The sequence below is a fragment of the Mesorhizobium sp. M0815 genome (assembly GCF_040319995.1).
GTDB lineage: Bacteria > Pseudomonadota > Alphaproteobacteria > Rhizobiales > Rhizobiaceae > Mesorhizobium.
In genome coordinates this window covers 173,325-186,720 of the sequence record NZ_JAMYOU010000005.1, presented here as the reverse complement: position 1 = coordinate 186,720, position 13,396 = coordinate 173,325, and the positions used below count along the sequence as shown (strand labels likewise).

Here is a 13,396-nt window from a genome sequence, read left to right as displayed (position 1 = left end):
GCTATCGATCGAGGTCGTCGGCGATGTTCGATGTCCATTCGCCGTCGAAATGGCGGACGCGTTCGGCGACGAACGCATCGCTCAGCAGGCTCGACAAGGCAGAAACCAGAATTGGTTCTATCTCTGGAGCCGAGCTAAATCCAAGAGCAATCAGACGTTCGGACCAGGGCGGATGGTCCGCACTTTCGTTATCTCGCGCGTCCCACGCTTTTTGAGCATACTCCTGCAGAATGGGAAGTCTCGACAAGTGAGCGGCGGCCGCCAGGACCCTTTCGAGTGGTGGACGGGGCGGAGCCATGGCGCCAAGCAGTTCACGCTGGAGCGGGCTATAGACTTGATCATCGAAGAACGCACTGGCGGCACCGATCAGAAGCAGGGCGCGGGCCGCATCATGTGCGTCGCCGGACGTCGCTGCATGGCGATCTGCGTCAATTTCCGCTCGTCGCGACAACCGTATTTCTTCGCGCTCCAGAGTGCGCGACAGCGGACCAAGCATCCAGTAGAACAGGCTGCCTGAAACGGTTTTCCCCGGAGGAGCGAAGTCGAAGATTAGATCGAAGCTTTTCTCGAGTTCGGCCAGGTTGAGTCCGCCATTTGTATCTTTGTTTTTCAGATGGGCGTCCTCATGAGCCAAGATCGCCGCAAATGCCTTTTGGTCGGTCGCTGCGAGCAATGGCAGGCCGATGGTGAGAATCGCCCTGCGACCAAGCAAGCCTAGAAACGGCCGCTCTTCACCGACGCTGGCGTTGAGATCGTCGCTCAGGATGATCCTCGTTCGGCTGGCGCGGTGTTTGCCGGCAATACTCTCCCAGACAGCCCACAGCTTCGGGGCTGATTCCCGAGTAATCCCCTTGACCTTGCTGGGTCGAAAACCGGCGAACAATGTTCCGATCAACAGAACGATGGCCAGCATCGCGGCCGGGATTGCAACAGCACCAGTCGCGATGACGGCGAGCGGATGCCAATCGAGGAGCCAGAACCACAGGACTATTGGGCAGAACAGCGGGAGAGCGAAGAGCAGGATGGCAAATCTGCCGAAACGCGCTCCCATGTAGAGGACCAGGCGCGACATCAGCCCCTCACAGCGGGATGTTGTCGTGTTTCTTCCAAGGGTTTTGCATATCCTTGTTGCGCAGCATCCTGAGCGCGCGGGCGATGCGGCGGCGGGTCGAATGCGGCATGATCACCTCGTCGACATAGCCGCGCTCGGCGGCAACGAAGGGCGATAGAAAGCGATCCTCGTAAGCCTTTGTGTGTGCTGCAATTTTCTCCGCGTCGCCGATGTCCTTGCGATAGATGATCTCGACCGCGCCCCTGGCGCCCATCACCGCAATCTGCGCCGTTGGCCAGGCATAGTTCATATCGCCGCGCAGATGTTTTGACGCCATGACATCATAGGCGCCGCCATAGGCCTTTCTGGTGATGACGGTGATCTTTGGCACGGTCGCTTCGGCATAGGCGAACAGAAGCTTGGCGCCGTGCTTGATCAACCCGCCATATTCCTGCGCGGTACCGGGCAGGAAGCCCGGCACGTCGACGAAGGTGACGATCGGGATCGAGAAGCAGTCGCAGAAGCGCACGAAACGCGCGGCCTTGCGGCTGGCATCCGAATCGAGCACGCCGGCCAGCACCATCGGCTGGTTGGCCACGAAGCCGACTGTGCGGCCTTCGACACGGCCGAAGCCGGTGACGATGTTTTTCGCAAAATTCTGTTGGATCTCGAAGAAGTCACCCTCGTCGGAAACTTTAAGGATCAACTCTTTGATGTCGTAAGGTTTGTTGGCATTGTCGGGAATCAGCCGGTCGAGCGACAGATCGTGATCGGTGACCGATTGGTAGCATTCGATCTCGGGAATTTCCGCCGTGTTGGAGGCGGGCAGCAGATCGACCAGCCGGCGCATCTGCAGCAGCGCCTCGACGTCATTGTCGTAGGCTCCGTCGGCGATCGAGGACTTCGTCGTGTGGACGGAAGCGCCGCCGAGGCTTTCGGCGGTGACCGTCTCATTGGTGACGGTCTTCACCACATCCGGGCCGGTGACGAACATATAGGAGGTGTCGCGGACCATGAAGATGAAGTCGGTCATCGCCGGCGAATAGACGTCGCCGCCGGCGCAAGGGCCCATGATCAGTGAAATCTGCGGAATGACGCCGGAGGCCAGTACATTGCGCTGGAAGATCTCGGCATAGCCGCCGAGGGCCGCCACGCCTTCCTGGATGCGGGCGCCGCCGGCGTCGTAGAGGCCGATGATCGGCGCGCGGTTGCGCAGTGCCATCTCCTGCACCTTGACCACCTTTTCGGCATGCGCCTCGGACAGCGAGCCGCCGAACACGGTGAAATCCTTGGCGAAAAGATAGACCGGGCGACCGTTGACGGTGCCCCAGCCGGTAACGACGCCGTCGCCGGCGATCTTGGTTTTCTCCATGCCGAAATCGGTCGAGCGGTGCTCGACATACATGTCGAACTCCTCGAACGAGCCCTCGTCGAGAAAGACGTCTATGCGTTCGCGGGCGGTCAGCTTGCCCTTCTTGTGCTGGGCGTCGATGCGGGCCTGGCCGCCGCCCATGCGAGCGACCTCGCGGCGGCGCTCGAGTTCCTTCAGCACGTCCTTCATGACCGGTCCCCGAAACGGAAAGCTTGATTGTGGTAATCATGCCTGGGGGAGAGCGCAAGCGCCGCTTCCTAATGGCTTTTGCTGCGCTGCAGCATCAGGCCCCTTGCATTTCGATGCGAACTGGGCCATATGCGGCGGCATAGGCGCTTGGGCCGGGATAATCCGGCCTTCTCGATGAATGAGACTGGTTGCGTCTGTTTTCCCTCTTCCCGACATATCGGCAAGGTGGCGAAAAAGCCCCGTGGCATGATGCCTGCGGGCACGACAGCGCTGCCGTGCGGACGATAACGTCCGCCCGCCTTGTCGTTTCATGACAATTTTCGACGGCAGGTTGCGCCCTGCCGCCATTGATGTTTGCGGCCAGGAGCCGCATGAAAGAAGAATATTTTGACCAATGAAAACACTTTGACCGGTAAGGACGCTGGGGAACTGAACGGTTTCGCCGCACTTGGAATTACCGGCGCACTGCTCAAGGCCACGAATGCCGCCGGCTTTACCGATCCGAAGCCGATCCAGGCCCAGGCGATCCCGCCGCAGCTCGAAGGCCGCGACATTTTCGGCATCGCCCAGACCGGCTCGGGCAAGACGGCGGCGTTCGCGCTGCCGATCCTGTCGAAGATCATCGCACTTGGCACCAAGCGCCGGCCGAAGACAGCCCGCGCACTGATCCTGGCGCCGACGCGCGAACTCGCCGTGCAGATCGAGGAGATGATCAAGCTGCTTGCCAAGGGCGCGCATGTCTCGACAGCGCTGGTGCTTGGCGGCGTCTCGCGCTTCAGCCAGGTGAAGAAGGTTGCGCCCGGCGTCGACATCCTGATCGCAACGCCAGGTCGGCTGACCGACCTGGTGCGTGAAGGCGACCTCGTGCTTGCCGACACCAAATGGCTGGTGCTGGATGAAGGCGACCGCATGCTCGACATGGGCTTCATCAACGACGTCAAGCGCATCGCCAGGGCGACGGCGCCGGACCGTCAGACGGTGCTGTTCTCGGCAACCATGCCGGCCGAAATCGCCGAACTGGCGAAAGGCCTGCTGAAGAACCCGATTCGCGTCGAAGTCGCTCCTCACAGCACCGCGGCCGCCGAGATCGTGCAGGGCGTCGTCTTTGCCCGCACCAAGCAGAAGCGTCAGGTGCTGGCCAACATGCTTGCCGACGAGGCGATGAAGTCCGTCATCATCTTTTCGCGCACCAAGCATGGCGCCGACAGGGTGACAAAGGATCTCGAGCGTGACGGCTTCAAGGCCGCCGTCATCCACGGCAACAAGTCGCAGAACGCTCGCCAGAAGGCACTCAACGATTTCCGCGAGGGTTCGGTGCGCATTCTCGTGGCGACCGACATTGCGGCGCGCGGCATCGACGTGCCGGGCATAAGCCATGTGGTGAATTTCGACCTGCCGGACGAGGCGGAGAGCTATGTCCACCGCATCGGCCGCACCGGCCGTAACGGCATGGACGGCATCGCCATCACGCTCTGCGACCCGTCCGAAAACAGCAAGCTGCGCCAGGTCGAGCGCATCATCCGCACCAAGCTGCCGATCGTTGCCGACCATCTCGGCAGCCCCGATCCACAGCGCAATCCCGCCGAGAAGAACGAGCGTAGTTTCGAACCGGCCAATGATCGCAACGACCACAATGGCCGTCGCGACGGCAGGCGGCCCGGCGGCGCAAACAACGGCTTCGGCAAGAAGCGGTTCGGCGACAAGCCAGCCTTTGCGGGCGAGCGCAAGCCGGAAGGCGCCAAGCCCTTCAAGGGCAACAACAAGCGCCGCTTCGGCGGTAAGCGGCCGGCAGCGCGGGCCGCATAGCCTGACCGTGTTGCGGTCGGCCAAGCTTGGCTTGGTCACTCACGATTGAAAAGGGCGCCCGGCGTGATGCTCGGGGCGCCCTTTTGCTTTGAGGCCTTTGGTTACTTCACCACCGCCTCGACCCACACGACAATCCGCTGCGCCAGGAAAGCCGTGGTCGATGGCGACAGCGCGTCACCCGCAATGACGTGGTTGTCGGGGTCGCCGGTATCGTCGACCGGCACCAATTCATGTGCGGCGCCCCAGCGAGCCGCGATTTCGCGGGTGCGATCTGGTCGTACCACCTTGTCCGAATCCGAAAAGATGAACAGGGCAGGGATGGACGTCTTCTCCACCGGCGCGCCGTAGGCAAGCTCTGTCAGCGCCGCCATCGGCAATGTCGCGGCGATCGGGTAGCGTTAGGTCCAGAACCTTTCATGCAGCGCGTTGCGTGGCACGAAGCTACGCTCCTTGCCGGCGACGAGCTCGACGATCTGTCTGCCCCACGGTAGGGTCAGCAATTCGGCGCCGGAAGCCTTGACGCCGAAATTCGGCGAGATGAATGCGATCGCCGCGACGCTGTTCGATGCGCTTGGCTGCGTCGCGGCCCACGCCGCCAGCGAGCCGCCGGTCGAGGTGGCTATGACGATCACCTTGTCGCCGATCGCTCGGCCGATAGCGAGCGCTTCCTCGTAGTCGTTGATCCAGGCACCGACGCTGCCTTGCGTCATCGCGGCGCCATCCTGTCCATGTCCCCTCAGGCGCGTGTAGAAAAGATTGGCGTCAAGCTGGTCGGCCACCTCGTCGGGCAATGGACGAATCTCGCCCTTCGACGCAGAAAAACCGTGGATGTAAACGATCGCGAATGGCGTCTTGGCATGGACCATCGGGTCGGCCCAGATGATTTCCTTGTCCAGCCCGTCGCGGATGCCGGGCACGGCCGCCTCCTGGCGCGCCAGATAGGCCTGCGGATCGTCGCCGATCACTGAGGGATCGAAACGGATTGTGGTTTCGACGAGGACGCGCGGACCAAGCGCCAAGGCCAGGACAAGGATGAGGACAAGCCCCAGCGCCGCAAACATGATCCGTCGGCCCATCACGGATCCTATTCGACCGGTGGCTTGCGGTCGAAATTCAGCGGCCGCGCATTCCAGCGGGTGACCGTGCTGATCACCCATCGGCAGAACGGCCTCGGCAGTATCCTGAGCAGCTTCAGTGTCCAGCTCAGGCGGCGTGGGAAAGTGACTTCGAAGCCACCGCATTCGATGCCTCGCGCGATGCGGCGCGAGGCCAGATTGACCGGCATCAAGCCCGGCATCGGCAGGAAGTTCTTCTCGGTCAGCCGCGTGTCGACAAAGCCTGGATTCATCACCTGGATGCGGACGTTCATCTTGTCGAAATCATATTTCAGCGACTCGGCCAAGATATTGACTGCCGCCTTGGTGCCGCCATAGGCGGCGGTGGTGGGCCAGCCGAAATAGGCGGTGACCGAACCGATCAGCACGACATGGCCGCGCGAGCGCACGCGCATGCGTTCGATGACCGGCAGCAGGCCATTGATGATGCCGAAATAATTCACTTCGAAAGACCGACGGAAATTGCGCGCGACAAGATCCTCGCCCGGCGTTGCGATATAGCTTCCCGCGTTGAACACTGCCAACACGATCGGACCGAGATCTTTCTCGATCGCTGCAACCGTCTTTGCCATGCGTTTTTCGTCGGTCACGTCGCAGGGAAAGGCTACGACACGGCCCGCCATCTGCGCCGTTTCGACGATGAGCGTATCGATCGGATGGTCATCGGGCGCAGTCACTGCGACGACATAGCCCTGAGCGGCAAGATCCTTGGCCAGCGAACGGCCGATACCGCTGCTGCCGCCCGTAATCCAGGCGACGCCATGCTTCGGATTGGCCCGATAGAGTGTCATGCTGCGCCCCGCCGGCTCTTCTTAGCCTGTGCTCTAGCGGTGAAGAAATCGAATGAAAAGAGTGCTTTTCGGTACATGGTTGAAATGAATGCCGGCCGGGCGCTCCTGGCTGCAGCAATTGCAGTGTGCGAAATGCGACTGGACCAGGCAAATTCTTGCCTTGAAACCGAAGCGTCGGGTTTCTAGGGTTTCGCCGCACCCACAAAGGAATCTCCATGCCCCGTTCTGTGATCGACGTGATCGGCAACACGCCCCTGATCCGCCTCAACAAGGCCTCGGAAGCAACCGGCTGCGAGATTCTGGGCAAGGCCGAATTCATGAATCCCGGGCAGTCGGTCAAGGACCGCGCCGGCCTGTTCATAATCCGCGATGCGGAACAGCGCGGGCTGCTGCGGCCCGGCGGCGTCATCGTCGAAGGGACGGCCGGAAATACCGGCATCGGATTGACACTGGTTGCCAAGGCGCTCGGCTACCGCACGGTGATCGTCATTCCCGATACCCAGAGCCAGGAGAAGAAGGATACGATCAAACTGCTCGGCGCCGAGCTGATCGAAGTGCCAGCCGTGCCCTACAAGAACCCGAACAACTACGTGAAGCTGTCGGGCCGGCTGGCCGAGCAAATGGCGAAGACCGAGCCGAACGGCGCGATCTGGGCCAACCAGTTCGACAATGTCGCCAACCGCGACGGCCATATCCGCACCACAGCCGAAGAAATCTGGAACCAGACCGGCGGCAAGGTGGATGGTTTCGTGTCGGCGGTCGGTTCCGGCGGCACGCTGGCAGGCGTTGGCTTCGGGCTGAAGGCCAAGAACAGCCAGGTCAAGATCGCACTGGCCGATCCGCTGGGGGCTGCGCTCTATTCCTTCTACACCAGCGGCGAGTTGAAATCCGAGGGCAGTTCGATCACCGAAGGCATCGGGCAGGGGCGGATCACCGCCAACCTCCAAGGCTTTACACCCGATTTTGCCTTCCAGATCCCCGATGAGGACGCACTGCCGATCGTATTCGACTTGATCCAGGAGGAGGGACTTTGCGTTGGCGGCTCGACCGGCATTAACATTGCCGGCGCCATTCGCCTGGCGCGCGAGCTAGGCCCCGGCCAAACCATCGTGACCATGCTTTGCGACTACGGCACGCGCTATCAGTCGAAGCTGTTCAATCCTGAATTCCTGCGCGAAAAGAAGCTGCCGGTGCCGGGCTGGATGGAGCAACGGAGCACGATTTCGGTGCCGTTCGAAAGGGTCGCGTGATGGCGCACAAGACCGAAGCGCTGTTTCGTGACGACGCCTATCTGGGGACGGCCGACGCCACCGTCGTCGCAGTCAACGATCGCGGCGGCATCATTCTGGACCGGACCGTGTTTTACGCCACATCGGGCGGGCAGCCGGGCGACACTGGCAGCCTCGAACGCGCCGACGGCACCGGCATTGCGATTGCCGCTACGATCACCGGCGAAACCAAGGACGAGATCATCCATGTGCCGGCGCCGGAGCAGGCGGTTCCACGGTTGGGCGAGCGGATGAGGCTCGCCATCGACTGGCCGCGGCGGCAGCTGCTGATGCGTATGCACTCGGCCTGCCATCTGCTTACCGTCGTCTGTCCGTTCCCGATCACCGGTGCCGCGGTTTCCGAGGACGACAGCCGTATCGATTTCGACATCCCGGATGCCGGCTTCACCAAGGAAGACGTGACGGCCAGGCTGATGGAACTGGTGCGGGCCGACCACCCGATCTTCACCCGGCTGATCTCCGACGAGGAGCTGGCATCCAATCCAAGCCTGGTGAAATCCAAGAATGTGCGGCCGCCGGCCGGCACGGGAAAGATCAGGCTGGTCTGCATCGGCGAGAATGCTTCGGTCGACAGCCAGCCTTGCGGCGGTACCCATGTGAGGAGCACCGGCGAAATCGGCGAGATCCATATCGGCAAGATCGAGAAGAAGGGCCGCGAGAACCGGCGCTTCCGCATTCGCTTTGGCCCGATGCCGCCAGCCTGATATAGGACTGGGACAGGCGGGACAGGAGAGAAAAGATGGCCGACGACAGTCCTTTCACCATCGATGCCGATTGGTTGCAGAAGCGGCTCGGCGAGCCTGGGCTGACGATCGTCGACGCGTCCTGGTATCTGCCGGCGCAAAAGCGCGACGCGCGCCGAGTATGACGCAGCGCATATTCCAGGCGCCCGCTTCCTCGACCAGGATGCGGTTTCGGACCCCGACGCGGCTCTGCCTCACACGCTGCCGTCGCCGCAGCATTTTGCCCAATATGTCGGCGCGATGGGCATTTCGGCCGACGACACGATTGTTGTCTATGACGGGCCAGGGTTCTTTTCTGCACCGCGCGCCTGGTGGTTGTTTCGCGTTATGGGCGTGTTCCAGGTCTATATACTCGACGGCGGTTTCGATCGTTGGAAAGCCGCCGGACGGCCGGTGACGGCGGAGCCGACGAAGATCGCGCCTTGCGTGTTTTATGCCAACTTCGATGCCGCCCGCGTCGCCAGCCTTGCCGACATGCGCCGGATCGTCGAGACGGGGGAGAGCCAGATCGCCGACGCACGCTCGCCTGGCCGTTTTGCCGGCACCGAGCCGGAGCCGCGCCCCGGCATCCGCTCCGGCCACATGCCGGGCGCGCACAACGTGCCGTTTTCGGCGCTTTCGGAAAACGGCGAATTGCTGCCCAAGGACAGGCTGCGCAAAGTGATCGAGGAGGCCGGCATCGATCTGTCGAAGCCGGTCGTCACCTCCTGCGGTTCGGGGGTCACCGCGGCAGCCATCACGCTGGCCCTGGAGACGCTTGGCCATGCCGAAAACAGGCTTTACGACGGGTCATGGACGGAATGGGGTGGGCTTTCCGACACGCCCGTCGTGACGGGCAAGGACCGACGGTGATGAAAAACGGAGCGCTGGAAGACATCGACGTCACCGTGACGTTTCTCGAAATGCATGTGCCGCCTGCCTATTCGCCGCCGCTGCCGTACAACCGCCAGATCGCGCTGCTCAAGACCAAAGACATTCCGCTGCATTTCTACCGCTATTTGATGGATCGGGTCGGCCGCAAATGGCACTGGGTCAACGTGCTGAGACTGAATGACGAGGAGCTTGCGGCGGGCATCCACCGCGAGGACCGCGACATCAGGGTGCTTTATCTCGACGGCGCGCCGGCCGGCTTCTTCGACCTCAAGCCGCATCTGCCGGAGGAAGTGGAACTCGCTTATTTCGGCATGATGGAGCACGCGACCGGGCAAGGCATTGGCCGCTGGTTCCTCGGTGCGGCAATCGCCGCAGCCTGGGCGCACGGACCCAAGCGGGTGACGGTGCAGACCTGCACCCTTGATCACCCAGCAGCCTTGCCGCTTTATCAAAAACTCGGCTTCACGCCGGTGGCGCAAAAAAAGGAGGTCGTACATCCGATGCCTTTTGCCGAGCGCGCGGCCAGCGTCATGCGGCCCTGATTTTCAGGCTCGTTCATCCAAGCTTCAGCTAGTCTTTGCCATCTTGTCGGCATCACAATGCGGCCGAGGGCCGAAGGAGAAAAGACATGCTGACCCGACGCACATTTGCCGCCGTGCTGGTTGCGGCACTCGCCATGCCGACCCTTGCCGTTGCCCAGGCGACCACGCCTTCGGCCGCCACGATCGAGCGCCAGCTTGAAGCCGCGCCCCGGGTGAAGCTGCGCCCGAATCAGCGCGTCACCATCCGCGAATTCAAGAAGCGGCCGGACTTGCGGCGCATGGCCCGCTCTATCGATATCCAGTCGATCAATTTCGCCCTCGGCTCGGCTGCCATTTCCGAATCGCAATACGCCAAGATCGAAAACATCGCCGATGCACTTCAGCGCATTCTGCGGCGCGATCCGGGTGCCCGCGTGCTGATCGAAGGCCATACCGATGCTGTGGGCTCCTTCCAGTCGAATCAGATTTTGTCCGAACAACGTGCCGCCTCGCTGAAGCGCACCTTGCTGCGTGAATTCGGTGTGCCGGGCTATGCGCTCGAAACCGTCGGCTACGGCGAGGAGTTCCTGCTCGTGCAGACGCAGAATGAGAACTGGCGAAATCGCCGGGTGACGCTGCGCCGCTTCGACGACTTCATCCGTTAAAATGATCTAGCCGTTCAAGGTCTGGATCAATATTCAAAGGCGAGCCCGACTTGAATGAGCCGGGCTCTTTCCATATCGCTGTCGTCTAAAAACCGATGGTGATGGAGGATCGCACGATGGCAATTCGCGTGGTAATGGCCGGCGCGACCGGTTGGGTCGGCAAGGCGCTGGTTCCGGCGATCGGGGCGCAAGGTGACATGGCGCTGGCCGGGGCTGTGTCACGTAGCGGCGCGGGGCAGGATTCCGGCCTGCTGGTTGGCATGCCGGCTAATGGTATCTCCGTTTCGGCCTCGCTGGCCGAGGCGCTGGAGGCGCCGTCGGACGTACTGGTCGACTTCACCAAGCCACATGTCGTGAAAGACCATGTGCTGCTCGCCATCGACAAGGGACGGCACGCTGTGATCGGCACATCGGGACTGGGTGCTGCCGACTATGCCGACATCGACGCCGCGGCGCGCGCCCACGGCGTCGGCGTCGTTGCCGCCGGCAACTTTTCCATCACCGCTACGCTGATGAAGCGGTTTGCACTTATGGCGGCAAAATACGTGCCGGATGTCGAGGTCATCGATTATGCCAGTGCAAAGAAGCCCGACGCGCCCTCCGGTACCGCGCGGGAACTTGCTGAAGCGCTGGCCGACATCCGCAAGGCCTCAACGGCAAAGCCGGTCTCCGAGGTCTCCGGCGTGCCGGCTACACGCGGTGCTGCGGTCGGCGCGGGCGAGGGTGTGCAAGTGCACGCGCTTCGCCTGCCGTCCTACATCCTGTCCTGCGAGGCGTTGTTCGGCCTGCCAGACGAGCGGCTGACCATCCGCCACGATGCCGGCTCGTCCGCGGCGCCTTACGTGGCCGGCACGCTGCTCGCCATCAGGCGGGTACAGCAGATCAAAGGCCTGGTGCGTGGTCTCGACGCGTTGATGGACTGATCCGGCAGGAATCGGGTGGGAAGCTTTGCATGGAAAGCATAATTTCCGGTCGACGCCACCGGAGATTCGTCATGACCGTAAAATTCAAAGCCTTGCCAACCGATGCGGTTCGCGCGCTTCAGCGCGGCGGGCCTGATGCTTATGACTTGAAGCCAGAGCGGCAGATTTCGGATGGCGACGGCGTGCCCTGCCGTCATTGCCTGAAGAATGTTGCTGCGGGAGAAGCCTATCTTGTTCTGGCCTATCGGCCTTTTCCGGAACTGCAGCCTTATGCCGAAACCGGGCCGATCTTTCTGCATGCGGAGGAATGCGAACGCGCCGCCGAGGGGGAAACGCTTCCCGATATACTCGAAAGCAGCGATTACATCGTGCGCGGCTACGGCAAGGACGACCGCATCGTCTATGGCAGCGGCGGCGTCATTCCGACCGATGCCATCGCGGCACGGGCGGAGACGTTGTTCGAGCGCGACGACATTGCTTACGTCCACATCCGCTCGGCCCGCAACAATTGCTATCAGTGTCGGATAGACCGGGTGTAACCGGATAGGCTGCACCGGCTTGGGCTGTCGTACTCCCGTCGTATTCTTGCGATAGAGAGGGATGGTCGATCGATTTGCCGACCGCGGATGAACCGGCGGAAATCTCGACAACCGAGGAAGCGGGGCTTTGGCTCCGCTTTTTTGTTGTCGGGTTATTCCGCGCGCCCGACACTTTTCAGTTTTTCGACATAAGAAAAACCCGTCGGACGAAACCGACGGGCACTGGAGAGGCAGATTCGGACAGCTCAGGCCGCGAGAACGGCCTTCGGCTCGACCAGCTCATAGCCGAGTGCTTCGGCCACTGCGCGATTCGTGATCTTGCCCTTGTGGACGTTCAGCCCGTTGCGCAGATGGTGGTCGTCTACCAGCGCCTTGAGGCCCTTGTCGGCGAGCTGCAGGCCATAGTGCAGCGTCGCATTGTTGAGCGCGTGGGCCGATGTGACCGGCACCGCACCCGGCATGTTGGCGACGCAATAGTGGATGACGCCGTCGACCGCATAGGTCGGCTCGGCATGGGTGGTGGCGTGCGAGGTCTCGAAGCAGCCGCCCTGGTCGATGGCGACGTCGACCAGCACGGCGCCTTTCCTCATGCCCGAGAGCATTTCGCGCGTCACCAGCTTGGGCGCGGCTGCCCCCGGGATCAGCACGGCGCCGACGACGATGTCAGCCGAAAAACATTCTTCCTCCAGCGCCTCGACGGTCGAGTAGCGGGTGTGGACGCGGCCTCCAAAGATATCGTCGAGCTGACGCAGGCGCGGGATCGAGCGGTCGATGATGGTGACGTCGGCGCCAAGCCCGGCAGCCATCCGTGCAGCATGCAGGCCGACGACGCCGCCACCGAGCACAGTGACCTTGCCGGGCAGCACGCCGGGCACGCCGCCAAGCAGCACACCGCGGCCGCCATTGGCCTTTTGCAGCGCCGTGGCCCCCGCCTGGATCGACAGGCGGCCGGCAACTTCCGACATCGGTGCCAAGAGCGGCAGGCCGCCGCGCTCGTCGGTGACGGTCTCGTAAGCTATTGCGGTGACGCCGGAGGCCAGCAGGCCCTTGGTCTGCTCCGGATCCGGGGCGAGATGCAGATAGGTGTAGAGGATCTGGCCGTCGCGGAGCTGAACCCATTCGTTGGGCTGCGGCTCCTTGACCTTCACGATCATGTCCGACTTGGCAAACACGTCGGCCGCCGTCTTGGCGATCGTGGCGCCGGCGGCGCGGTACGCGTTGTCGTCGGCTCCGATGCCGGCGCCGGCGCCGGTCTCGATCAGCACTTCATGGCCATGCGCGACATATTCGCGGACCGAGCCCGGTGTCAGGCCGACGCGGTATTCATGGTTCTTGATTTCCCGGGGGCAACCGACGCGCATCTTTTTTCTCCTGATCCGGCCCTTTTAGGGCCTGTTCCCTGTCTAGAGATAGTGAACCACGAATCGTTCGGGAAGTGTTTGCGAATGCGCTTGCCGAAGAGACTACCGTTCGATAATCGTTGCGCGAAACAGTAGAATTATCGCAGGAACCCGCAAAA

At 62.2% G+C, this 13,396-nt stretch carries 11 protein-coding genes and 2 pseudogenes; 8 read left to right on the top strand and 5 right to left on the bottom strand.

Going from position 1 to position 13,396, the window contains the following annotated elements; genetic code table 11:
* Position 1: 1 nt before the first annotated feature.
* Both NKI01_RS08985 and NKI01_RS08980 read right to left on the bottom strand, forming a co-directional pair.
* Positions 2-1,072: a M48 family metallopeptidase gene (locus tag NKI01_RS08985; RefSeq protein WP_352482518.1), complete on the bottom strand. Its 1,071-nt coding sequence runs from the start codon at positions 1,070-1,072 to the stop codon at positions 2-4.
* A 7-nt stretch (positions 1,073-1,079) separates the two neighbouring features.
* Positions 1,080-2,612, bottom strand: coding sequence for an acyl-CoA carboxylase subunit beta (locus tag NKI01_RS08980; protein WP_023717541.1), 1,533 nt, complete (start codon positions 2,610-2,612; stop codon positions 1,080-1,082).
* 387 nt (positions 2,613-2,999) lie between these two features.
* Between NKI01_RS08980 and NKI01_RS08975 the strand changes: the two genes are divergently transcribed.
* Positions 3,000-4,418 (top strand): DEAD/DEAH box helicase, encoded by a 1,419-nt coding sequence (locus NKI01_RS08975; protein WP_023717542.1) that lies wholly within the window; start codon positions 3,000-3,002, stop codon positions 4,416-4,418.
* A gap of 101 nt (positions 4,419-4,519) precedes the next feature.
* Here the strand turns inward: NKI01_RS08975 and NKI01_RS08970 are convergent.
* Both NKI01_RS08970 and NKI01_RS08965 read right to left on the bottom strand, forming a co-directional pair.
* Positions 4,520-5,494, bottom strand: a pseudogene (locus NKI01_RS08970) (alpha/beta hydrolase).
* 8 nt (positions 5,495-5,502) lie between these two features.
* Positions 5,503-6,324, bottom strand: a complete 822-nt coding sequence (locus tag NKI01_RS08965) for an SDR family oxidoreductase (RefSeq protein ID WP_352482520.1) — start codon at positions 6,322-6,324, stop codon at positions 5,503-5,505.
* A gap of 215 nt (positions 6,325-6,539) precedes the next feature.
* Between NKI01_RS08965 and NKI01_RS08960 the strand changes: the two genes are divergently transcribed.
* The 7 genes and pseudogenes from NKI01_RS08960 to NKI01_RS08930 all read left to right on the top strand — a co-directional run bounded on the left by NKI01_RS08960 (position 6,540) and on the right by NKI01_RS08930 (position 11,877).
* Positions 6,540-7,574 carry a cysteine synthase A gene (locus NKI01_RS08960; protein WP_023717544.1) on the top strand — a complete coding sequence of 345 codons (1,035 nt, stop codon included), beginning with the start codon at positions 6,540-6,542 and terminating at the stop codon, positions 7,572-7,574.
* Complete coding sequence (locus NKI01_RS08955) at positions 7,574-8,317, top strand: alanyl-tRNA editing protein (protein ID WP_023717545.1); 744 nt, start codon at positions 7,574-7,576, stop codon at positions 8,315-8,317. The genes NKI01_RS08960 and NKI01_RS08955 overlap by 1 nt, the downstream gene beginning before the upstream one ends.
* A 35-nt stretch (positions 8,318-8,352) precedes the next feature.
* A pseudogene (gene sseA / locus NKI01_RS08950) lies at positions 8,353-9,208 on the top strand (3-mercaptopyruvate sulfurtransferase).
* Positions 9,208-9,771 (top strand): GNAT family N-acetyltransferase, encoded by a 564-nt coding sequence (locus NKI01_RS08945; RefSeq protein ID WP_023717547.1) that lies wholly within the window; start codon positions 9,208-9,210, stop codon positions 9,769-9,771. The pseudogene sseA and the gene NKI01_RS08945 overlap by 1 nt, the downstream one beginning before the upstream one ends.
* Positions 9,772-9,857: 86 nt before the next feature.
* The gene (locus NKI01_RS08940; RefSeq protein ID WP_023717548.1) at positions 9,858-10,415 is read left to right on the top strand and encodes an OmpA family protein; all 558 of its coding nucleotides are present in this window, start codon (positions 9,858-9,860) and stop codon (positions 10,413-10,415) included.
* Positions 10,416-10,531: 116 nt separating this feature from the next.
* Positions 10,532-11,338: a 4-hydroxy-tetrahydrodipicolinate reductase gene (gene dapB / locus NKI01_RS08935; protein WP_023717549.1), complete on the top strand. Its 807-nt coding sequence runs from the start codon at positions 10,532-10,534 to the stop codon at positions 11,336-11,338.
* A 71-nt stretch (positions 11,339-11,409) separates the two neighbouring features.
* Entirely contained in the window at positions 11,410-11,877 is a 468-nt protein-coding gene (locus NKI01_RS08930; protein ID WP_352547207.1) for a DUF1203 domain-containing protein, read from the top strand.
* Positions 11,878-12,122: 245 nt separating this feature from the next.
* Here the strand turns inward: NKI01_RS08930 and ald are convergent, their stop codons facing one another.
* Positions 12,123-13,238 (bottom strand): alanine dehydrogenase, encoded by a 1,116-nt coding sequence (ald, locus tag NKI01_RS08925; protein ID WP_352496510.1) that lies wholly within the window; start codon positions 13,236-13,238, stop codon positions 12,123-12,125.
* Positions 13,239-13,396 lie beyond the last annotated feature (158 nt).